The 20305-nt window shown below is 72.1% G+C and carries 19 protein-coding genes; 7 read left to right on the forward strand and 12 right to left on the reverse strand.

Going from position 1 to position 20305, the window contains the following annotated elements:
• Positions 1–977, reverse strand: a 977-nt coding sequence (locus AB0F18_RS07240; protein ID WP_362055888.1) for a hypothetical protein, incomplete at its 3' end; no start/stop codon positions are given.
• Between the two features lie 457 nt (positions 978–1434).
• Here AB0F18_RS07240 and AB0F18_RS07245 point away from each other — a divergent pair.
• Positions 1435–2688, forward strand: a complete 1254-nt coding sequence (locus AB0F18_RS07245; protein ID WP_362055890.1) for a helix-turn-helix domain-containing protein — start codon at positions 1435–1437, stop codon at positions 2686–2688.
• A gap of 81 nt (positions 2689–2769) precedes the next feature.
• Here AB0F18_RS07245 and AB0F18_RS07250 read toward each other — a convergent pair whose 3' ends face one another.
• From AB0F18_RS07250 to AB0F18_RS07265, 4 genes are all read right to left on the reverse strand, one after another.
• Entirely contained in the window at positions 2770–4158 is a 1389-nt protein-coding gene (locus tag AB0F18_RS07250; protein WP_362055892.1) for a DUF1996 domain-containing protein, read from the reverse strand.
• A gap of 9 nt (positions 4159–4167) precedes the next feature.
• Complete coding sequence (locus AB0F18_RS07255; protein WP_362055894.1) at positions 4168–4881, reverse strand: DUF4142 domain-containing protein; 714 nt, start codon at positions 4879–4881, stop codon at positions 4168–4170.
• Between the two features lie 256 nt (positions 4882–5137).
• A complete protein-coding gene (locus tag AB0F18_RS07260) occupies positions 5138–6496 on the reverse strand; it encodes a radical SAM protein (protein ID WP_362055896.1) in 1359 nt (452 codons plus the stop codon).
• 88 nt (positions 6497–6584) lie between these two features.
• A complete protein-coding gene (locus tag AB0F18_RS07265; RefSeq protein WP_362055898.1) occupies positions 6585–7502 on the reverse strand; it encodes an AraC family transcriptional regulator in 918 nt (305 codons plus the stop codon).
• A gap of 104 nt (positions 7503–7606) precedes the next feature.
• On the opposite strand from AB0F18_RS07265, the gene AB0F18_RS07270 reads away from it, so the two are divergent.
• The 3 genes from AB0F18_RS07270 to AB0F18_RS07280 all read left to right on the forward strand — a co-directional run bounded on the left by AB0F18_RS07270 (position 7607) and on the right by AB0F18_RS07280 (position 10699).
• Positions 7607–8515, forward strand: coding sequence for an MBL fold metallo-hydrolase (locus AB0F18_RS07270; RefSeq protein ID WP_362055900.1), 909 nt, complete (start codon positions 7607–7609; stop codon positions 8513–8515).
• A gap of 154 nt (positions 8516–8669) precedes the next feature.
• Positions 8670–9584 (forward strand): methyltransferase domain-containing protein, encoded by a 915-nt coding sequence (locus AB0F18_RS07275; protein ID WP_362055902.1) that lies wholly within the window; start codon positions 8670–8672, stop codon positions 9582–9584.
• Between the two features lie 11 nt (positions 9585–9595).
• Positions 9596–10699 carry a terpene synthase family protein gene (locus tag AB0F18_RS07280; RefSeq protein WP_362055904.1) on the forward strand — a complete coding sequence of 368 codons (1104 nt, stop codon included), beginning with the start codon at positions 9596–9598 and terminating at the stop codon, positions 10697–10699.
• Positions 10700–10711: 12 nt separating this feature from the next.
• Here AB0F18_RS07280 and AB0F18_RS07285 read toward each other — a convergent pair whose 3' ends face one another.
• Genes AB0F18_RS07285 through AB0F18_RS07305 form a run of 5 tightly spaced genes read right to left on the reverse strand, consistent with a single transcriptional unit; the run spans position 10712 to position 14969 of the window.
• A complete protein-coding gene (locus AB0F18_RS07285; protein ID WP_362055906.1) occupies positions 10712–12064 on the reverse strand; it encodes a cytochrome P450 in 1353 nt (450 codons plus the stop codon).
• The gene (locus AB0F18_RS07290; RefSeq protein ID WP_362055908.1) at positions 12061–12681 is read right to left on the reverse strand and encodes an ATP/GTP-binding protein; all 621 of its coding nucleotides are present in this window, start codon (positions 12679–12681) and stop codon (positions 12061–12063) included. The genes AB0F18_RS07285 and AB0F18_RS07290 overlap by 4 nt, the downstream gene beginning before the upstream one ends.
• Positions 12662–13024, reverse strand: a complete 363-nt coding sequence (locus AB0F18_RS07295) for a DUF742 domain-containing protein (RefSeq protein ID WP_362055910.1) — start codon at positions 13022–13024, stop codon at positions 12662–12664. Before AB0F18_RS07295 ends, AB0F18_RS07290 begins: the two co-directional genes overlap by 20 nt.
• Positions 13021–13407: a roadblock/LC7 domain-containing protein gene (locus AB0F18_RS07300; RefSeq protein WP_362056051.1), complete on the reverse strand. Its 387-nt coding sequence runs from the start codon at positions 13405–13407 to the stop codon at positions 13021–13023. Before AB0F18_RS07300 ends, AB0F18_RS07295 begins: the two co-directional genes overlap by 4 nt.
• Before the next feature lie 17 nt (positions 13408–13424).
• On the reverse strand, positions 13425–14969 hold the full coding sequence (locus AB0F18_RS07305; RefSeq protein ID WP_362055912.1) for an ATP-binding protein: 1545 nt from the start codon (positions 14967–14969) through the stop codon (positions 13425–13427).
• Positions 14970–15181: 212 nt separating this feature from the next.
• On the opposite strand from AB0F18_RS07305, the gene AB0F18_RS07310 reads away from it, so the two are divergent.
• Both AB0F18_RS07310 and AB0F18_RS07315 read left to right on the forward strand, forming a co-directional pair.
• On the forward strand, positions 15182–15922 hold the full coding sequence (locus AB0F18_RS07310; RefSeq protein ID WP_362055914.1) for a PP2C family serine/threonine-protein phosphatase: 741 nt from the start codon (positions 15182–15184) through the stop codon (positions 15920–15922).
• Positions 15923–15943: 21 nt separating this feature from the next.
• On the forward strand, positions 15944–16723 hold the full coding sequence (locus AB0F18_RS07315) for a DUF72 domain-containing protein (protein WP_362055916.1): 780 nt from the start codon (positions 15944–15946) through the stop codon (positions 16721–16723).
• 12 nt (positions 16724–16735) lie between these two features.
• Here AB0F18_RS07315 and cutA read toward each other — a convergent pair whose 3' ends face one another.
• Both cutA and AB0F18_RS07325 read right to left on the reverse strand, forming a co-directional pair.
• Positions 16736–17068, reverse strand: coding sequence for a divalent-cation tolerance protein CutA (gene cutA, locus AB0F18_RS07320; RefSeq protein ID WP_362055917.1), 333 nt, complete (start codon positions 17066–17068; stop codon positions 16736–16738).
• A 105-nt stretch (positions 17069–17173) separates the two neighbouring features.
• Positions 17174–18097 carry a serine hydrolase gene (locus AB0F18_RS07325; RefSeq protein WP_362055919.1) on the reverse strand — a complete coding sequence of 308 codons (924 nt, stop codon included), beginning with the start codon at positions 18095–18097 and terminating at the stop codon, positions 17174–17176.
• A 1030-nt stretch (positions 18098–19127) separates the two neighbouring features.
• On the opposite strand from AB0F18_RS07325, the gene AB0F18_RS07330 reads away from it, so the two are divergent.
• Positions 19128–20240, forward strand: a complete 1113-nt coding sequence (locus AB0F18_RS07330) for a hypothetical protein (RefSeq protein WP_362055921.1) — start codon at positions 19128–19130, stop codon at positions 20238–20240.
• Positions 20241–20305 lie beyond the last annotated feature (65 nt).

A 20305-nucleotide genomic window follows, 5' to 3' on the forward strand; every position in this document is an offset into this window, starting at 1 on the left:
ATGAGACTGACGGGAAAGCCCCAACCCTTCTCTGAGGCCGCCCCACCGGAACCCGGAGCGGCCCCGGGCCGGGGCGGCGGCGGGGCCGGGCGGGCGGAGGCGGCCGGGCTCCTGGCGGGCCGCTGCGCGGGGGAGGCGAGGACGTCGGTGAGGGGTACGTCCTGGACGAAGTACGTACGCCCGCGCGCCCCCTGCCCGGCCGGCGGCTCGGCGGCGGCCTGCGGGGCGGCCGGACGCGGCGCCGCGGCGAGCCTCCTGGCGCGCAGGCGCAGCACGATGACGCCGGCGACCCCGGCCAGGCACAGGGCGTACGAGGCCGTCACCCAGGCATCGGCGGCGCGGCCGGCCTTCAGCCCGTGCACCAGCGAGGCCCCCCACGCCGGGTAGGCGCCGATGTGCAGCGCCCGCCACCACGCGGAGCGGTTCTTGACGGCGAACACACTACGCACGGCCCCGGAGACCGCGACGGAGACGAAGAGATATCCGGCCAGGGTGCCGAGGCCGATCAGGACGGGCCGGTCCGCGTCGGCGAACGGCAGGAACGCGCCCGCCGCGGTGGTGTGCCCCTGGGCCACCTTGACCCAGATGTGCAGGGCGAGGAAGCCCAGCCCGGCCACGGCCAGGCCGCGGTGCACCCCTTGGGCCAGCAGCCGGTGGCCGGAGCCGAGGACCGCCCGGTCGGTGGCCGCCAGGCCCCACAGGACGGTGGCGGTGAGGCTGACGAGCGAGAGCACGCCCACCCCGAAGTCGAGGAACTCCCACAGGTGGGACAGGGCCCCCGCGCGGACCGCCGCGAGGAGCGAGACGAGGGCGGCGCCGGCGGCGGCGCAGAGCGCGCCGGGGCGCAGCCTGCCGGAGGCGGGCAGGAGCGAGGGCCGCCGGACGGCCCGCCGTCCCGCGGCCGGGGCCGCCGCCGCATGGCGGCTCCGGCGGCGCGACCGGTGGGAACGGGGTATGTGCGGCTGGGGCAGGGGCATCCAGTTCTCCTGTGCACCTGGGCTCCGAGCACAGTCCACCTGGCGCTCGGCACCCGGGGGTCGTGGTGATGACGGCCGGCAGCGCTGTGGAATTCCCGCGCCGGCCGAAGGGGCTCGGGGTCGGAGTGCAGCAGCATCGTGGAGCTGCGCAGCATCTCCACAGGATTTATCGAAACGTGATAATTTCTCGCCGCCCGTCTCCGGCGCATCGAACAACGCCGGAAGATTCCCCTCCAGTGGAGGTCGTGACAGGCCGCCGCACCGCGCGCCATCCATGCGTCCCCGGGGGCAAAATCAAGGCAAACCCGAGGGGAGCAAAAGTGGCCGGATCCCTCCAGAAGGGCGCGTGGGGGCTGCAACTCTCTTGACAGGAAGGGTTGTTGGCGAGGCAGACAACCCTGACGGGCTTGTCGCTCCTCCACCGGACAGGCCTCATCCCGGCAAGAACGAGGAAACGATGTGCGAACTTCTGAACCGCATCTGGTCCCGCCCGCGAGGAGAGTGGACGCGTGTCGTGCGCAGGGAACTCCCCGCGCTGGCCGCGGAGATAGTGGAGGAGCTTGTGCAGGGAATTCCCGGATTTTCCACACTTGTCGACGGTCTTGACGCCATCGACGACGATCTGATCCGGCAGCGGGTGGAAGAGGCCCTCCTCACCGCCCTCGGCTACCGCGACGAAACCCACCGCGACGAGGGCGCGGACGAGGGCGCGGACGAGGAGGCGGACGTCCTCGACGTCCGGCACGACGGCCGCCAGGAGGACCCCCGGGACGGCGCCCGCGAGGCGGTGCGCGGCCACGGCCACGGACACGGACACGGCCACGGCCCCGGCCACGGCCCCGGACACGACCAGCCGAGCGCCCACGCCCCCGCCCACCCCCACGCGATCCGCCCCGAGGCCGCCGCCACCGCGCCCGACCGGGTCCGCCAGGAACTGTTCAGGGCCCTCACCGACGACCGGGCCGCCTCCCAGAACTCCCTCGACGACCTCGCCCGCGCCGCCGGCTGGCCGCTCCCCGCCGCCGTCCGGGCCATCGCGCTCGCCACCCCCGGCGAGGCCCAGCAACTGGCGGCCGTCCTCGACGACTCCCTCGCCGGCATGTTCGCCGGCCGCCCCTGCCTGCTGCTCCCGAGCTCCGACCCGGACGCCCGCGCGGCCCTGGAACCCCCGCTGCGCGGCCGCGTCGCCGCCGTCGGCCACGCCGTCCCCCTCCGCGACACCGCCTCCTCCCTCCGCTGGGCCCTGCGGCTGCTCACCCTCGCCCCCGCCCGCGGCGGCATCGACGCCCGGGCCGTCTTCGTGGACGACCACCTCTCCACCCTCCTGCTGCTCCAGGACGAGCCCCTGGCCCACGCCCTGGCCGCCCGCTGGCTGCGCCCCCTCGCCGATCTGACCCCCCGCCAGAGCGAGCGGCTGGAGGTGACCCTGCTCGCCTGGCTGGAGGGCGGCGGCGCCCCCGAGGCGGCCAAGGCCCTCAACGTGCACCCGCAGACCGTCCGTTACCGGATGCGCCAGCTGGAGAAGCTCTTCGGGCCCGGGCTGCGCGACCCCCGCACCCGCTTCGAACTGGAGATGGCCCTGCGCAGCCGCCGGCTGATGGCCCAGGTGCGCCGCCAGCACTCCCGGGTGGGCCGCAGGGCCGCCCGGGTGGTCACCGCCGACTTCACCCCCCTGGTCGTCGGACGCATGGCCCGCGTCAACGGCCTGTGACCCGGGGCCGAACGGCCCGCACCACGCGGCCGGCCCGGAGCCGAGGGGCTCCGGGCCGGCCGTACGTGCACTCCGCGGGGGTCAGCGGCAGGACCGCCCGCCGTTGACGCAGCCCACCGCCCTGGCCATCAGCCCGTCCGACATCACGTTGATGAAGTCGCCGTGGTCGGTCACCGGCTTGTGCAACTGCTCGGGGAAGCTGTCCACCGCGAACCGCGCCCCGGGCGCGACCCCGTACGTGATCCGCTCGATCAGCTGCGGAATGGCCGTGAAACCCTTCTTGCAGCGGCCGGACTTGTCGGGGAAGGCCACGTGCGTGCGGTGGTTGGCGCTGTCGGTGTTGCGGCCGTCCCAGCAGCTCTGGAACGTGAAGGTGCGCACCACGTCACTGCCCTTGGGGCAGACCGGGTACTTGTCCTTCAGCTGCCGGTCCTCGAACCCGGTGCAGCTCCAGGAGGCGTTGGCGTTGGCGGTGCCGTTGCTGAAGGCCTTCGCGTCGCCCGTGATGATCCGCAGGAAGCGGGGCATCGCCTTCACCGGGCCCACCGGGCTGCCCTTGAAGGTGAGGGAGACCTGCTTGGGCTTCAGGATCGTGCCCACGTTCGCGTCCTGCCCGCCGCCCGGGGCCTTCGCGTCGCGCTCCGCCCTGCCGTCGCGCAGCCGCAGCACCGGCCAGTAGTAGGTGGACTGGTCGCCGTTGGCGCAGGTGGTACCGGAGGCGGCGAGGCTGTTGTTGGTGGAGAAGGCGTCGGTGGTCTTGTTCCCCACGTAGTCGTGCATGTGGTGCGCGCCGTTGGAGACGCCCGGCGCGACGATCACGTTGTCCGGGTTGAAGTGCCCGTTCTCGTTGCGCCCGCACTCCGAGGTGAAGGAGCCCTTCGACGCCGCCGCCGAGGGCGCGGGGGCCTTCACGTTGGGCCGTACCTTCGTGATGTCGACGAAGTCGCTCTTCGCCGGCCCGCCCTTCTGCCCGATGCTCCGGGCGCCGTCGGCGGCGGACGCGGGCTGGGCACCGGCGGCCGGGTCGTCCTGCGCGGGCGCCTCCTTCATCGAGCATCCGCTCAGCGCCTCCAGCCCCTGCGGCCGCCCCGCCGAGCGGCCTATCGCGTCGGACACCCGCGAGATGGTCGTTCCGCGCTGGTCGCGCAGCCGGCCCAGCAGGGCGTCCTGCTGCGTCCGGCCCTTGACCTGCCCCGCGGCGAGCTGCCGGTAGGCGTCCGCCACCTGGACGTCCAGCTGGGCGAGGTTCTCGTCCACCTCCGCCCTGGCCTGGTCGGGGACGGCCGTGAGCTTGTCGCCCACGTCCGGGCAGTCGATGGTGGCCGCCACCTGCCCGGTGCGGGAGGCGTCCTGGCCGGCGTTCGCGTTCCCGGCGACGATCGCCACCCCGCCGCCGCCCAGCACCAGGGTGCTGACCACGACCAGGAGCTTCTTCGACAACCGGGGGCGCCTGTGGCCCTGCTGACTCATACGATCACTTCACTTCGTCGGTCGGACATCGGTGGGGGCGAGGCCCCCTTGGGGACGGGCCGGGGCGGGGGAGGCGGGCGCGGGGCCCGCGTCGGAGAGGGAGTCGAAGTCGACGAGGCCGCTCTCCTCCAGGACCGTGATGTGGTCCAGGACGGTCGTGTTGGCCGAGGTCGCCAGGGAGCGGACCATGGAGTTGCGGGTCTGCGCCCGTACCTGTGCCAGCAGGGCGAACACCTTGCCGTGCGCCCGGCGCAGCAGCTGGACGAACAGCCGCTCGTACTCGGGACCCTGAGCCGCCGCCAGCTGGTCGAGCCAGGCCTGCTGCTGCGCGGACGGCCGGTCGGGCAGGTCCATGCCGAGGGCCTGGCCGACCTGGAGCACCTGCCGGTCGAGCTCGGTGTGGCCCTCCACCAGGTGCTGCCCGGCGGTGCGCACCGCCGGGCGGGTCCCGCGCTGCTGGGCCTGCCGCCCGGCGGGCAGCTCCCACAGCCCGGCGAGCCGCACCTTGCGGACGAAGTCCCGGTCCACGGCGGACAGCGGCCCGTACGCCGTGCTCATGGTCCCGGCGCCGTCGTCCTCGACCCCGGCGGGCAGGGCCGCGGGCCCCGCGGCCGCCGCCGAGGCCCGGTCGCCGAACTTCGACACCGGGATCAGCAGCGCGGCCAGCGTGACCACCAGCGCGGTGAGGACCAGGCCGCTCCCGATCGTGTATCTCGTGGCCACGGACAAGCCGCCGGTGGAACGCCGCCGCAATGACAGCACGCTGCCTCCTCGCTCGGTGGGCTGGGGTGGCACGGGACGCTAGTGCCCGGCGCGCCGCCGTCGCGGAAGGACCATCACCATCGGATAAACATCCGCGCAACTCCCCGAAAGGCTGCTACCTTGCCGCGTTCCGGGGACAACGCAACCGCCCCGGGGCCCGGTCCGTGCGGACCGGGCCCCCGGGGCGGTGGTGGACGAGGAAGAGCCGAAGAGGAGGTCAGGACACGACGGGCGCGTCCTCCCCGGGCGCCTCCAGCCCCTCCAGGCTGTCCATGAACGAGCTGACGGAGAACACCGCGCGGCCGGGGCCGGCCGGCCCGTAGCCGGGCGGGGAGCTCAGCCCGAACTCCTCCAGCGTCGCCCGGTAGGTCTCCAGCAGCCGGATGTGGTACTCCAGCGGGGCGCCCATCGGGTTTGCCTTGCCCAGCGGGGTCGTGGGCTCCGGGCACCAGGTCGTGAAGCGCGGCACGACGCCGTGCGACATGAAGAAGCGCAGCCCCTCGGCGGTCGAGTCGATGGCCTCGCCCACCTTCGTGAACCCGAAGGGCTCGGCCATCTCGATGCCCGCCACGAAGTTGGGGATCACCTGGCGCGGGCCGAACACCTCGGCGGAGTCGAGGATCCTGCGGTGCCACTCGTCACGGCCCACGTACCGCTCCTTGCCCGGGCAGTGGAGCTGGAACAGCCGACGGTCCCACACCTCGAAGTTGGGGTGGTAGATGCGGATGCCGTGGTCGTGGAAGCGCTGCACCGCCTCGCGCGGCAGCGCCTGGGCGACGACCTTGCCGATCCAGCGGCCGGGGAAGCGCTCCTCGATGGCCTGCGCGTACTGCCCGTAGAAATCGGCCTCGTCGCGGCCGCCGACCTGCGAGGTGATGGACCCGCCGGTGAGGGTGTACGCGCGCGAGGTGCCCGCCGTGTCGTACCGGTCGATGATCTCCAGCGCCTCCAGCACCTCCTCGACCGGCTTCACGCCGGTGTAGGGGCGGCCCGCCGCCTTGTGCTGGCGCCAGTTGTGGTTGATGTCGCAGAACTGGCACTCCTCCTTGGCGCCGAAGTACTGGCACACCCGGAAGACGGTCAGGTAGATCAGGTAGCCCCACTGGATGGTCGGCGCGACCTCCATCACCGACTTGCCGTTCGACAGCTTGTGCCGGTAGTACTCCGGCATCGGCGGCAGCCCGACGTCGGAGATCCGTACGCCGTCCAGGTACAGGCCCAGCGTGCCGTCCTCGCCGCCGCGCACCACGTACGGGGAGTCGGGGTTGACCCGAACCGACACCACCGTGCGGCGCAGCCCGTAGGGGCCGCCGGTGAGCACGATCTCCTCGGGCGGCCGGTTGAGGGCGGCGGCGCCCAGCTCCGGCAGGGTGCGGTGGTCGAAGGAGAAGATGAAGTAGGACTTCGGCTTGACGTCGCCGCCGCCCGGCCCGTCGGCGCCGCCGCCGCTGAGCGCGGACTCGTCGAAGGCCATGCCGCCCCGCAGCAGGTCCTCCTTGATCACGGCCTCCCGCGGTACGTGGGGGAACCGCTCCATCAGGCCCTCGACCAGCGCGGTACGGGTCTGGCTTGCCATGTGATCTCCTCGGGCAGACGGATGCCCGTGCGGCCTGTGCGCGCCGGGCACATCCATGGGTCCACGGTATCCGTTCGTTTGAACGGGTTCAGCTCGGGGTGGCGGCCATCTGCGCCCGGTACCGGCCGGGGGTGGTGCCGAACTCCCGCACGAAGGCGTGGGAGAGGGCGTATGGGCTGCCGTAGCCGACCCGGGTGGCGATGGCGGCCAGGGAGTCCGGCGTGTCGCGCAGCCGGGTCGCGGCGAGGGTCAGGCGCCACCAGGTCAGGTACGCCATCGGGGGCCGCCCGACCAGAGGGGTGAACCGGCGCACCAGGGTCGGACGGGAGACGCCCGCCTCGGCGGCCAGGCGGTCGACGCTCCAGGGGGCCGCCGGATCCCCGTGCATCGCCTGGAGGGCGGCCGCCGTCACCGGATCGCCCAGGGCGGCGGACCAGGACCCCGCCGCAGCCCCGGCCACCGACGCGCGGACCATGTAGACGAGGAGGAGGTCGAGCAGGCTGGGCAGGGCGATGGAGGAGCCCGGCCGGCGCGCGTCCACCTCCCCGCTCAACAGGGTGATGGCCGACCGCAGTTCGCCGTGCGCCCCGGCCGGCAGGTGGACCACGCCGGGCAGTTCCGCCAGCAGCGGGTGCACCCGGCTGCGGTCGAGCCGGTACTTGCCGCACAGCAGCTCCACCGCGCCGCGCTCCGGCGGCGCGATGCGGCCCGCCCGCCCCTCGCGGATCCGGTCCAGCGGTACGGCCCGTGCGGCGGCCGCCGCGTCGACGGGGGAGTCGGCGAGCACGTGGCCCGCACCGTGCGGCAGCAGCACCGCGTCCCCCGGTGCGAGGAAGACCGGTTCGCCGCCGTCGGCCAGCAGCCAGCAGCCGCCCGCCAGTACGACGTGGAAACCGGCCCCCTCGTACGGGTCGAGCCGTACGCACCAGGTCCCGCCGACCCGTACCCGGTCCGACGAGGGGCGCCCCAGGCGCACGGCGGAGATCGCGTCGCTCACCACGTCCATGCGCGCAGGGTACCGCCGACACGGAACGCGGGTGAGCCGGACGCGTATTCGCTTGAGCAGAACGAGCATTGGGCCGCTCATCCTGTCTGCCTAGGGTGGTGCACATGACCAACGAGAACACGCAGACCCTCGTCCTGGGGGACGTCGAGATCACCCGCGTCGTCGAGGCCCGGGGCCCCTTCGCCCCCGCCCGCGACCTCGTCCCGCAGTCCGGCGCCGGCCTGTGGAAGGAGAACGAGGACTGGCTGGCGCCGGACCACTGGGAGCCCGACACCGACCGGGCCGTGCTCGTCCTGCAGACCTGGGTCCTGCGCGGCGGCGGCCGTACCGTCCTCGTCGACACCGGCGTGGGCAACGGGCGTGAGCGCCCCGGCTCCCCGCTCTTCCACCGGCGGCAGGGCGACTTCATGGAGAGCCTGGCCGCGGCCGGCGTCCGCCCCGAGGACGTGGACGTCGTCGTCAACACCCACCTCCACGCCGACCACGTCGGCTGGAACACCGTGGACGCCGGCGGGGAGTGGGTCCCGGCGTTCCCCAACGCCCGGTACCTCATCCCGGCCGCCGACGACGCGTACTTCGGGCCGCGCGGCGGCTACGGCGGGGGCGCGCGGGAGATCGACCGCCTGGTCTACGAGGACAGCGTCGCGCCCGTCCACCGCACGGGGCAGGCGGTCCTCTGGGAGGACACCCACCGCATCGACGGCCGGCTCACCCTGGAGGCCGCCCCCGGCCACACCCCCGGCTCCTCGGTGCTCCGACTGGAGTCCGGGACCGACCGGGCGGTCTTCGTCGGAGACCTGCTGCACAGCCCCGTCCAGGTCTTGCAGCCCTCCTGCAACAGCTGCTTCTGCACGGACGCGGCCCAGGCGGCGGACACCCGGCGCCGGATCCTGGGCCGCGCGGCGGACCGTCGGGAATTGGTCATTCCCGCGCACTTCGGCGGAACGGGGGCTTTCGAAGTCCGGGAGGAAGCAGGAGGGTTCGCTATCGGTGGGTGGGCGTCCGGCATCTGACCACCCCGGCCCATTGGTTCAACTCTGTTCCGAATATGCCTGTTTCTGGTGTGGCTATGCTCAAGTCTTGTGTGATCAAACCCCCCTGTCGATCACTCAAGGCACCGTGGGGCGGCCGACAACACCCCCACGCCAGAGCAGGACCGGAGAATCGATGGACAGCAACCTCGTCATGCGTACCCCCGCCGGAAGACGCCGGGCATTCGACGAGACCCAAATCCCGCTTTACTACAGCCGAAAGACGGCCGACATCCTGCACAAATACGGACCCGGCCCCCGGGTCCACTTCCACATGGGGATCTTCGACCCGGGCGCGGCACCGAACACCACGGTCCCCCAGCGGGTCCTCAAGAGCCGCATCGTGGAATCCCAGGAGGCGATAGTCGACCACGCCGCCCGGACCTGGGGCGCCTACGCCAACCCGCCCGCCAGCGTGCTCGACATCGGCTGCGGAGTGGGTGGCGGCTCCCTCTACTGGGCGCAGCAGCACGGGGCGGCGGTCACCGGACTCACGGTGGCCGCCGAACACGTGCCGATCATCGAGGAGTTCGCCCGTCAGGGCGGGGTGGCCGACCGGGTCACCCCGCTCCTCGCGGACGTCCACGACTTCACGCCGAGGCGACGGTACGACGCCGCCTACGCCAACGAGAGCTCCGGCTACATGGACCGCGAGCGGCTCTTCCAGGTCGTGGCCGGAGCGCTGAAGCCGGGAGGCTGGTTCGGCATCCAGGAGCACTTCATCTGCCGGCCGGAGTGGACCGATTTCATCGACGGCTACTACAAGACCCGCCTGGGCACGCTCACCGAGTACATCACCGCCGCCGCGGCCGCCGGCTTCGAACTGGAGCAGTGCGAGGACGTGACCGACCGGGTCGCGGAGTTCTGGGTGCAGTCCATGGCCTGGAACACCTGCGAACTCGACCGGATAGAGAGCGCGGGCCGGCCGTTCGCCTGGACGCGTGAACGGCTCCTGGAGTCCACGATCACCCACGGCAAGCTCTTCCGGATCTGGCGCGACCACGCGATGGAGACCCGGCTGCTGCTGTTCCGTCTGGGCGGGGGCCACTGACCGTGGCACCCGTGCACACCGAGCAGGACCTGCCCTCCCGCATCGGGTGGGAACTCCCGCCGTTCTACTGCCCCTTCGAGCGTGAACTGGTCCACCCGAAGGCAGCCGAGATCGAGGAGCGCTGCGTCGAGTGGATCGACGCCTTCGGCATCTACGCCGACGCCACCGAGCGCGCCTGGGGCCTGGCCACCCGTGCCGCTGACCTCACCAGCCGCACGATTCCGTTCGGCGAGGTGGAGCCGATGGTGCTGTTCGCCGAATGGAACTACTGGGCCTTCGCCGCGGACGACTGGCAGGACGACTCGGGGCCGACCGCGGCCCGCGCGGTGGCGGTGGCCGAACACGGTGCCCGGCTGGCCCGTACCGTCGAGGCGCCGGGGCCGAGCCTGCTGCCTCCAGGTCCGCACACAGCGGCCCTGGAGGACCTGGCGGCCCGTACCCGGGCCATGCTCCGGCCCGGGCAGCTGCGCCGCTTCACCGAAGGCATCCGCGAGTGGGTCCTCGGTGCGACCTGGCAGAACGCCAACGCCGAGCGGGGCCTCATGCCGTCCTTGGAGGGTCTCGCCGCCGCGAGGATCTGCAGCAGCGGCACTCGGTTCCTGCTCACCTGGTGCGACGTGGCGAACGGCATCTACCTGCCGAGTGACGTCATGTATTCGGCACCCGTACAGGCCCTGACCGACGCGGCCGGCTTCATCGTCAGCTGCGACAACGACGTGTTCTCGTACAACAAGGAAGACCACCACGTGCCGTGGGAGCAGAACGTGGTCAACGTCCTGGCCCACCAGCACGGTTGTACGCCCGCCGAGGCGCTGCCCATGGCGTTCGCGCTGCGGGACCGCACCATGAGCCTGTTCGTGCGGCTGCGCGACCGGCTGGCCGGGGACGGAGACGAACAGCTCCGGCGGTACCTACTCTCCGTGGAACAGTGGATCGCGGGCAACATCGGGTACCACAACACGGCACCGCGCTACACCAGCCCGCGCAACCGCAACACCCTCCCCGTGGAGGGTGCGTCGTACGACATCACGTACGCGGACGTCCCCAGCGATCCGGGCGCCGAGCCGCTGCCGGTACCGGCCCTCGCCTGGTGGTGGCAGCAGCTCGACGGCTGAACGGCTCCCTGGTCAGGCGCGTCCCAGGAGGCGCCGCCAGAAGGGCCGGCGGGTCGCGGCCCGGGCCGGGGCGACCGGCCCGGCCACGGGCGGCTGCGGCCGGGAAGGCACGGGCGTGGTACCGGTGACGGAGGTGCCCCGGGGAGTGAACCGCACTGGCAGAGCCACCAGATGGCGGGTCATGAGCGAGGACGTCCACTCCAGATCGGCCTCGGCCACCGCCAGCTCCAGATCGGGCAGCCGCGCCATCAGCGTGTCGACACCCGTGTCCGCGATGGCCCGGCCGATGTCCTGGCCCGGGCATTCGTGGGGCCCGCTGCTGAACGCCAGGTGGGAGCGGTTGCCGTGGATGGGCTCGGCCGGATCCGGGCGGACCTCCGGGTCCTGGTTCCCCGCGCCGAGCCCGAGTAGCAGCATGTCACCGGCCTTGATCTGCTTCCCGCCGATCTCCGTGTCCCCGGTGGCCCAGCGGCCGAGGATGGTCATGAACGGCGGCTCGTCCCAGAGGACTTGCTCCAGGGCGTCGGGCAGCGTCATGTGGCCGCCCGAGAGGTTGGCCCGGAAACGGGGGTCGGTGAGGACCAGGCGCAGGGTGTTCGCGATCAGGTTCGCGGTGGTCTCGAACGCCGCGATCAGTACCAGGCGCAGGTGCTCGACGACCTCGTCGTCCGTGAGCTCGGTGTGGTGCTCCAGCATCCAGCTGGTGAAGTCGCGGCCGGGTGCCTGCCGCTTGCGGGCCACGAGCTCCCCGAGGGCGTCCGTGACGAACTCGAAGCTGGTGAGCGCGGTCTCGGTACCACGGATCAGATCGCGGGCGGCTTCGACCAGACGCGGCCCGTAGGACTCGGGGGCGCCGACGAGCTGGGTCATCACCAGCATCGGCAGCGGCTCGGCGTAGTCCGCCACGAGGTCGCCCCGCCCGGTCTGGACGAACGCGTCGATCAGCTGGTCGGCGAAGCGCTTGACGTACCGCCTTATGCCCCGGCGGTCGAACCGTGCGAGGGATTCGGTAATCGCCCCGCGCAGCCGTTCGTGGTCGGTGCCGTCCACGAGGTGGCACACCGGCTGCCACGCGGTCATCGGCGTCAGGGGATGGTCCGCCGGGACCCTCCCCTCCTGCTGGTCCCGCCACCGGCGCGGGTCCCGCGAGAAGCGCGACGGCGTGCGCGCCACGTCCAGGTTCTCGCGGTGGCCCAGCACGAGCCAGGCCGGCAGGTCCCCGTGGACCAGGACGGGGGCCACGGCCCCGTGCTCGGCCCGCAGCTTCTCGTACAGGCCCATCGGGTCGGCCTCGGCCTCCGGCCCGTAGAGCCGGTGCGCGGGGCAGCCCGGGGGCGGGACGGGAGAGGGCGGGGGGGTGGTCACGAGGCCTCCGGGGTCACGGCGAGGGTGTGCAGGTAGTGCATCAGCGTCATCAGGACGTCACGGCTGGAGTCGCGCCGCCGGGCGTCGCAGGCGACGAGGGGGACGGACTGCGGCAGGTCGAGGGCGGCCCGCAGCTCGTCGAGGGCGTGGACGGGCGCGTCGGGGAAGGAGTTCACGGCGACGACGAACGGCACGCCGCGCTCCTCCAGCCGGCCGATCACGTCGAAGCTGACCTCCAGCCGGCGGGTGTCGACGAGGACCACCGCGCCCAGCGCGCCTTCGAACAGGCCGTTCCACAGGAACCAGAACCGCTGCTGGCCCGGGGTCCCGAACAGGTACAGCACCAGCTCGTCGTTGATGCTGATCCGGCCGAAGTCCATGGCCACGGTGGTCGAGTTCTTGCGCTCCACGCCCGCCGTGTCGTCGACCCCGATCCCGGCCTGGGTCATGGTCTCCTCGGTGGTCAATGGCCGGATCTCGCTCACGGAGCCGACCAGGGTCGTCTTGCCGACCCCGAATCCCCCCACGATCACCACCTTGACCGCGGCCGCCGCCGTCGCCGGCAGGGCGTCCTCGCGCCGCGGCCCCGCGGGGTGCTCAGAGCTTTCGAAGTCCATCGATCACTGCCTCAATCAATGCCGGGTCGGGGAGTTGGGCTGGGGCCACGGGTGCACGCGAGAGCACCCGCTTCGCCGTGAGGAGGTCGCCGAGGAGCACGGTGACCACGCTCACCGGCAGCCCCAGGTAGGCCGAGATCTCGGCGACGGAGAGCGGCGACTGGCACAGTCGCACGATGGCCGCGTGTTCCGGCTGCATGCCGGGCCGGGGCCCCGACGTGGCGACGATCAGCGTCACCAGGTCGAGGCCGGTGGGGCCCAGCGGTTCGCTGCGGCCGCCCGTGATCACGTAGAGACGCTCCGGGCTGCCGTCTTCCCAGCTTTTGTTGCCGGGCTCGCTCACGCGGTCTGCCTGTCGCTGCGCGGCGGGCTGCTGAGGTGCTCTCCGATCCGCGCCACCAGGTCCCGCATCCGCTGGCCCATCAGGCCGGCGTCCACGCCCTCGTCCGCCAGCACCGCGAGGTAGGCCCCGGCGCCGGCCGCCATCAGGTAGAAGAACCCGCCGTCCATCTCGATCACGACCAGCCTCATCCGGCCGTCGCTGTGCGGCAGTTCGGCGGCGACCGCACCCGCCAGGCTCTGCAGGCCGGCGCAGGCGGCCGCGAGCCGGTCGGCGGTGTCGGTCTCCGCGCCGTACTGGGCCATTTTCAGGCCGTCGGCGGACAGGACGATGACATGGCGGGTCTGCGGGACGCTCTCGGCCAGGTCCTTGAGCATCCAGTCCATGTTGGTCTGAAGCTGACTCACGGCTGTTCCCCCTTGCTCGCCGAGGCCGGCGAGGTGTACGTGTTCTGGTTCTGCGCCGAGGGGCCCTCGGCGGGCCGGGTCTCCCCGGACAGGCCGCTCTGGAAGGCGGCGAGCCACATGCCGGGCTGGGCCTCGGCCCGCTCCGGTGCGGCGGTGGTGGTCTTCTGCTCCGCGGCGGCGGGTCCGGCCGACGCGGTGACACGGGTCCGGCGCCGGCGCTGCGGCAGACCGTTCGGGGTCCGCTCGGTCACGACGGGCCTCTCGTCCTCCTGCGCCGCAGGGGCCTGCGGTCCCGTGACCCGGCGCGGCTGCTCCGGCCGGGACTCCGCTCCGGCCCCCGCCGGCAGGGCCGCGCGGGGCCCCGAGGCCGTACCGATGCCGTGCGCGAGGCCGGTCGCCGTCGAGACGGTGGTGATCAGGTCCTGCGGGACGACGAGGACCGCGCGCACGCCCCCGTACGCCGAGGAACGCAGCGAGACGCGGAAGCCGTACGCCTGCGAGAGCCGGCCGACCACGGCGAGGCCCAGTCGCGGGGTCTCGCCCAGGTCGGTGAGGTCGATGCCCTCCTGCGCCTGGCGCAGCATGCGCTCGGCCCGCTTGCGGGCCTCCTCGCTCATGCTCAGGCCGCCGTCCTCGATCTCGATGGCGATGCCCGAGTTCACCTCGACCGCGGTCAGATGGACCCGGGTCTGCGGCGGGGAGTAGCGGGTGGCGTTGTCCAGCAGCTCGGCCAGTGCGTGGATGAGCGGCTCGACGGCGGGGCCGACGACGGCCACCTGGGTCACCGAGTGCAGCTCCACGCGCTGGTAGTCGATGATCCGGGACATGGCGCCGCGCAGCACGCTGTACAGCGGGACGGCCTTGCTCCACTGGCGGCCGGGCCGTGCGCCGCCGAGCACGGCGATGGAGTCGGCGAGCCGGCCGATGAGCGCGGTGCCGTGGTCCAGTCGCAGCAGATCGCCGAAGACGGCCGGGGCCTGCCCGTGCCGGTCCTCCATCTCCCGCAGTTCCTGGGCCTGTTGGTGCACGATCGCCTGGACGCGGCGGGCGATGTTCACGAAGGAGCGCTGCGCGGAGTCACGCAGGTCCTCCTCGGCGACGACGGCGTCCAGCACCGAGCGCAGCACCGCCTGATGGGCCGCCCTGAACTCGGGGGTCAGGCCGGGCCGGTGGACGTCGTCGTCCTCCAGGGAGGTCAGCACGTCCTCGGGGAACTCGCCCTTGCGCAACCGCCCCACGATGTCGGGCAGCAGCACCTCGGCCAGCCACACGGTCTCCGCCTGCTGGAGCGCCAGCGCCTCCTCCCGCGCGGCCACGGCGGCCCGCATCACGGCCACCGCCCTGCCGCGCCGGGCGGCCTCGGCGCAGGCCAGCGCGACGGCCACGCAGGCGGCGGCGCCGATCCAGGCGACGGAGGCGCGGGCGGACGCCGGCACCAGCGCCGCGGCCGCCGCGGATATCGCGGCGGTCACCAGGGCGGGCAGCGCCCACGCGACGGGGGAGGCGGGCCCTGGACTGCCGGGCGATCCCTCTCGAACCATCAGAACCCTCAAACGATCGGATACGGAAGATCTTGGATAACAGCCCGGGATCCTAGCCGCTCCGTGCATGCGTATTGACAGGAGGTCATGATGTGGACTCGCCATGGGAGTTGGCTTGGCCGAAAGTCGATGGATCGCACCCTTTCGCTCCCGCCGCCCGGACCGTCCGGCGCGGTGATGCCGCGTACCGTTCGCCGCGCGACAATGGTGGCGTGCCATACGTAGCGGTGACCGCCCTCAGCCACGCCGGTCTGGTCCGCGACCACAACGAGGACAGCCTCGTCGCCGGACCGTGGACGCTGTGCGCCACCGTGACCGACACCCCCCAGACCCTCGTGTTCCCCCTCGGCCGGCCCCTCGTCGTCGCCGTCGCGGACGGCCTGGGCGGGCAGCCGGCCGGAGAGGTCGCCAGCGCGCTCGTCGTCCGCCGGCTCTCCTCCCTCGGCCCCACCCTGAACGGCCCGGACACCCTCCGTGACGCCCTGGACGTCTGCGACTACGAGGTGAACGCGGCCGCCGAGGGCCACCCCGAGCTGTTCACCATGGCCACCACGGTCGCCGGCGTCCTCGTCCTCGGGGAGTCACTGCTCGTGTTCAACGTGGGCGACAGCCGGGTGTACGCCGCCGGGCCGGACGGCCTGCGCCGGGTCAGCGTCGACGACAGCCCGCCCCTGCAGCCCGGACAGCGCACCACCTCGGCCGTCACCCAGACCCTCGGCGGCAGCCGCGCCTCCGGCACCCCCGTACCCCATGTGACGGCCTTCGGACTGGCCGGGGGCGACCGCTACCTCGTGTGCAGCGACGGACTCACCGACCCGCTGCCCGACGAGGAGATCGACGCCGTCCTCGGGGTCCACGACGACGGCCGGGCCGCCTTCGAGCTGTGGAAGGCCGCCATCGAGGCCGGCGGCCCCGACAACATCACCCTCGCCCTGGTGCGCGTCGGGGACTAGGACCGCGAGGGGAGCCCGGGCATGCCCGTACACGTCGGAACCTCCGGATGGCAGTACCGGGACTGGCGCGGCCCCCTCTACCCGGAGGACCTGCCGCAGCGGCTCTGGCTGGAGGAGTACGCCCGCCGCTTCGCCACCGTGGAGAACAACAACGCCTTCTACCGGCTCCCGGAGACCCGGATCTTCGCCTCCTGGCGCGAGCGCACCCCCGAGGACTTCGTCATGGCCGTCAAGGCCAGCCGTTACCTCACCCACATCAAGCGCCTGCACGACCCCGAGGAGCCGGTCCACCGGCTGCTGGAGCACGCCGCCGGCCTCGGCCCCCGCCTCGGCCCCGTCCTGCTGCAACTGCCGCCGAACCTCCGGGCGGACCCCGCCGCCCTCGACGCCTGCCTTGACTGCTTCCCGGACACCGTCCGCGTGGCCGTCGAACCGCGCCACCCCTCGTGGTGGGAGGAGGAACACGTACTCCGGGCCCTGCTGGAACGCCACGGCAGCGCCCTGTGCTGGGCCGACCGCTGGTCACGGCCGGTGACCCCGCTGTGGCGGACCGCACCCTGGGGATACGTACGCCTCCACGCCGGCGCCGCGAGCCCACCGCCCCGCTACGGCCGGCAGGCCCTCGCCTCCTGGGCCCGGCGGATCGCCGACGGCTGGCCGGACCGGGACGACGTCTACGTGTACTTCAACAACGACACGGGCGGCGCCGCCGTCGCAGACGCCGCCCACTTCGCCCGCGCCGCCGCCGCGCACGGCCGCACGGTGACCCGTACGCCCCCGCCCCCTCAGGGCTCCAGGTAGCGGGTGCCCCGGCTACTCCTCGGCCGCCGACTCCGCGGCCACCCACCGCAGGTACGCCTGCGACCCGCCCGTCACCGGCAGGGTGATCCACTCCGGCACCTCGTAGCCGTGCTCCCGCTGCACCCACGCGGCCAGCTCCGGCAGCCGCCGCTCGGTCGTCTTGTACGAGATCCGCCACTCCCGGGCCGTCTCGACGCTCCCCTCCCACCGGTAGAAGGCGGTGAAGGGCGGGTCGACGTGCGCGCACGCGGCCAGCCGGGCCTCCACCGCACCCCGGGCCAGGGCCTGCGCCCGCCCCTCGTCGTCGACGGTCGTCTGCGCGATCACGATCCCGGTGGTCTCCATGGGCCCGACCCTACCCAGGCCCCACGTACACCTTCCCTACCCACCTGCGCCGCATCGGCGGAGCGATCGAGGAATGACCCCCGACCGCCCCGCCCCCTGCCGAGGTCAGTCGAGGACGTCCGGGACCGGGTCGGTGTTGCTGCGCTGCAGTGCCGTCTTGGAGCCGGTGGCCGGGCCGAGGGCCCAGTCGGAGAGGGCCATGGAGTCCGCGTAGCGCTCCTCGTCGTTGAGCAGGACGCCGATGACCGTCTTGCCGTTCCGGGTCACCGAGAAGACCAGGCACTTGCCCGCGGCCGTGGTGGTGCCGGTCTTGACGCCGACGGCGCCGGGGTATCCGTAGCCGGTGGGCCGCGGCTGGACCAGCAGGTTGCTGTTCGACCACGTGGCGAGGGCCGAGGTGCCGCCGGTGCTGTACGCGGCGGTCTTCACGACGGCCTGGAACAGCGCGTCGCCCATCGCGTACCGGGTGAGCCTGGCGAGGTCGCGCGGGGTGGTGACGTTGTTGCCGGTCGGCGAGATGCCGTCGAAGCTGTCGTAGACGGTGTTGGTCATGCCCAGGGCCCTGGCCTTGGCGTTCATCTTCGCGATGAAGTCGGCGGTGCGCGCGGCGGTGGTCGAACCGGTCCCGAAGGCGTCGGCGAGCGCGTACGCGGCGTCGCAGCCCGAAGGCAGCATCATCGCGTACAGGAGCTGACGGACCGTCGGGGTCGCCCCCGCCTTCAGCTGCGCGGAGCTCGCGCCCTTCAGGTAGACGTAGTCCAGGTACGCCTGCTTGACGGTGACCTTCCTCGAAAGGTCCAGGCCCGGCTGCGAACCGACCACGACGGCCGTCATGATCTTGGTAGTGCTCGCCATCTGCCGCTTGGTGTCAGGGTCCTTGGAGGTGAGCGTGCTCCCGGTGGCGCCGTCGATCAGGACCGCGCCGGCCGCGGTGAGGGCGGGCGCGGCAGCGGCCTGGGCGGGCACCGCGGCGGTGAACAGGGCGCCGGTGACGATGGTGACGGCGAGCGCGCCTCTGGCGCGCCGCATCAGGTTGGCAATCAAGTCAGTCCTCGAATGTGTGGAGGGAGCCCGGAGGAGAGAGCAGGACCTCCAGGTCATTCCCTCCCCTCCGGCGCACGACGCGGCCGGCTGCCGACAGGGGCACCCGGCCGCACGGCCGAACCGGCGCATCCACCCGGAGGTTTCGCGCGACCGTCGACAACGCTCCCGAAATCAGCCGAACGCCGCGACCCGCACCCCTCCGCGGACCACGTCACCTCCGGGACGGCATCCCCGGGCACGCCGTCCGCCCGAGGTCCCGAAGTACGGGAGGGAGGGCTGCCGGTACGCACGGAGCGCCCGTAGGCTCCGGGCATCACCCTTGACCCTTCGCACGTTTTCGAGGACCCGGCCGGCATCGCCGAACGCTTCGGCCGCGCGGTGGCGGCCGCGGCCTTGACCGCTCTTGTCAGAGGGAGTCGATTTTCCATCTTGCGCAGCCACTTTGGGTCGATGTAGCTCGCCACGAACGGACGAGCGGCGGGCCCCATATCGCGCGGAGCCATATCGGGACCGCAAGCTCGCGCATCCCGACTGACGATCATTGGTTGATCATGGCTAGCTTCGGGATCGAATTTGAGCCAAGTTGACCCAGAAGGATCGTTTCATTCCCCGCAAACCGGCCTTAATCACGGGCCGAGGACGGCCACGCGGGGTTGCGGATTGGCCGGGTTGGGCGCACGTTTTGGAGCACCAAAGGGTGGGAACGCTCGGCGTTCGTCGCCGTAGCAGCAGTGGATCGTCAGCCTATGGGCCGTCTCGGAGGGGGAAACCGTGTCCCAGGAACTGACATTCGCGATCCTCGTCCAGTCCCCGATCAAGGGGCATGACCCGGACGCGCCGGAGACCCGCCACGGGAGGATCTCGAGCTCGTGACGGGACGCCACCGGTTCGTATCGCTGCGGTGCCGGGACTCCGGCGGTCTGCTCGTCGTGCTCGCGCGGCATCCGCATGTCCTGGTCACGCAGACGCCGCCGCGTGACCAGGACATGTGTGCCGGAAGGGAAGCAGGGATCTCATGACAGTGCAGGCCATCAAGCTGCCCATACTGCGGATGCCGTACCCGGTGCGGGTGAATCCGTACCTGCTGGCCCTGCGTGGGGAGACCGAGACGTGGGCGCGAGAGATGGGCATGCTGGACAGCGGCGAAGCACCGTCGGCCCGCCGGGCGATCTGGACCCTGTCCCAGTTCCACGCCATGGCCGTTGACCAGCTGACCGCCTGGGCTCTTCCTGACGCCTCACTCACCGACCTCCGGCTCAATCACCGGCTCAACCTCTGGGCTCTGGCCTGGGACGACTACTTCGCCTCCGCCTTCAAACGGACGGGCGACCTCACAGGCGCACAAGCCTTCACCACCCGCCTCCATGCCTTCATACCGCCGGAGCCGGGCGCCCGGTTGCCGGAGCCGACCAATGCCGTCGAAAGGGGCATGGCCTACCTCCAGCAACGGCTGTTCCCCCCGAGAATGGCGCACTGGCAGCAGGGGCTCAACCGTGCCCTGGCAAGGTACATCGACGCGGGAGTTCAGGAACTGGCCAACAGCCGCGCCGGCCGTGTCCCGGACCTCATCGAGTATGCCCAGTTCCGCCGTGAAAGCTTTGCCGCCTATACCGCCCCCTACTCCGTCGAACTCTCCACTGGCGCACGGATCCCTGAGCAGATCCGGCACAGCCGAGCCGTCTGCGCATTGCTCGACGCCTTCATGGACTACATGGGAATGGCGAACGACATTGCCTCCTATCAGCGGGAAGTCCATGACGAACACGACGTCAACAACCTCGTCATAGTCCTCCAAACATCCCTGCGCATCACCGTCCAGGAGGCGATGCGTAAGGCCGCCGATCTGGTGACCGCCCGACTGCGCCACTTCGAGCACCTCATACGGAGCGAACTGCCCCCGGTCGTCCAGCGAGCCGGGTTGAACCACGGCGAACGGACCGAGCTGGAGGCGTGGCTCCGGGGAGCCCGCAGTTTCCTGTCCGGCCTCCATGCGTGGTACAGCGGGGCGCCCCGCTACGCTCCGGCAGACGGGCCGCTCCAAGAGCAACGGACTTCCACCGCCGCTGCGCCCACCGGCGAGCGGTATGTCTCAGCGTCATCAGGCCTCACAACCTCGACGCACGCGTGAAGGGCGCCGTACGACGAGCGCGACGTGGGCGCCGAATGGTTCATCGTCGCGCCCGACAGTACGAG

Source organism: Streptomyces sp. NPDC029216, assembly GCF_040648015.1.
Taxonomy (GTDB): Bacteria; Actinomycetota; Actinomycetes; order Streptomycetales; family Streptomycetaceae; genus Streptomyces.

What these genes read in the sequence shown, in the direction of transcription:
- AB0F18_RS07245 (WP_362055890.1), top strand. Translation starts at nt 1,435, where the DNA reads ATGTGCGAACTTCTGAACCGCATCTGGTCCCGCCCGCGAGGAGAGTGG.
- AB0F18_RS07250 (WP_362055892.1), bottom strand. Translation starts at nt 4,158, where the DNA reads ATGAGTCAGCAGGGCCACAGGCGCCCCCGGTTGTCGAAGAAGCTCCTG.
- AB0F18_RS07260 (WP_362055896.1), bottom strand. Translation starts at nt 6,496, where the DNA reads ATGGCAAGCCAGACCCGTACCGCGCTGGTCGAGGGCCTGATGGAGCGG.
- AB0F18_RS07265 (WP_362055898.1), bottom strand. Translation starts at nt 7,502, where the DNA reads ATGGACGTGGTGAGCGACGCGATCTCCGCCGTGCGCCTGGGGCGCCCC.
- AB0F18_RS07270 (WP_362055900.1), top strand. Translation starts at nt 7,607, where the DNA reads ATGACCAACGAGAACACGCAGACCCTCGTCCTGGGGGACGTCGAGATC.
- AB0F18_RS07275 (WP_362055902.1), top strand. Translation starts at nt 8,670, where the DNA reads ATGGACAGCAACCTCGTCATGCGTACCCCCGCCGGAAGACGCCGGGCA.
- AB0F18_RS07290 (WP_362055908.1), bottom strand. Translation starts at nt 12,681, where the DNA reads ATGGACTTCGAAAGCTCTGAGCACCCCGCGGGGCCGCGGCGCGAGGAC.
- AB0F18_RS07300 (WP_362056051.1), bottom strand. Translation starts at nt 13,407, where the DNA reads ATGGACTGGATGCTCAAGGACCTGGCCGAGAGCGTCCCGCAGACCCGC.
- AB0F18_RS07305 (WP_362055912.1), bottom strand. Translation starts at nt 14,969, where the DNA reads ATGGTTCGAGAGGGATCGCCCGGCAGTCCAGGGCCCGCCTCCCCCGTC.
- AB0F18_RS07315 (WP_362055916.1), top strand. Translation starts at nt 15,944, where the DNA reads ATGCCCGTACACGTCGGAACCTCCGGATGGCAGTACCGGGACTGGCGC.
- cutA (WP_362055917.1), bottom strand. Translation starts at nt 17,068, where the DNA reads ATGGAGACCACCGGGATCGTGATCGCGCAGACGACCGTCGACGACGAG.
- AB0F18_RS07325 (WP_362055919.1), bottom strand. Translation starts at nt 18,097, where the DNA reads ATGCGGCGCGCCAGAGGCGCGCTCGCCGTCACCATCGTCACCGGCGCC.
- AB0F18_RS07330 (WP_362055921.1), top strand. Translation starts at nt 19,128, where the DNA reads ATGACAGTGCAGGCCATCAAGCTGCCCATACTGCGGATGCCGTACCCG.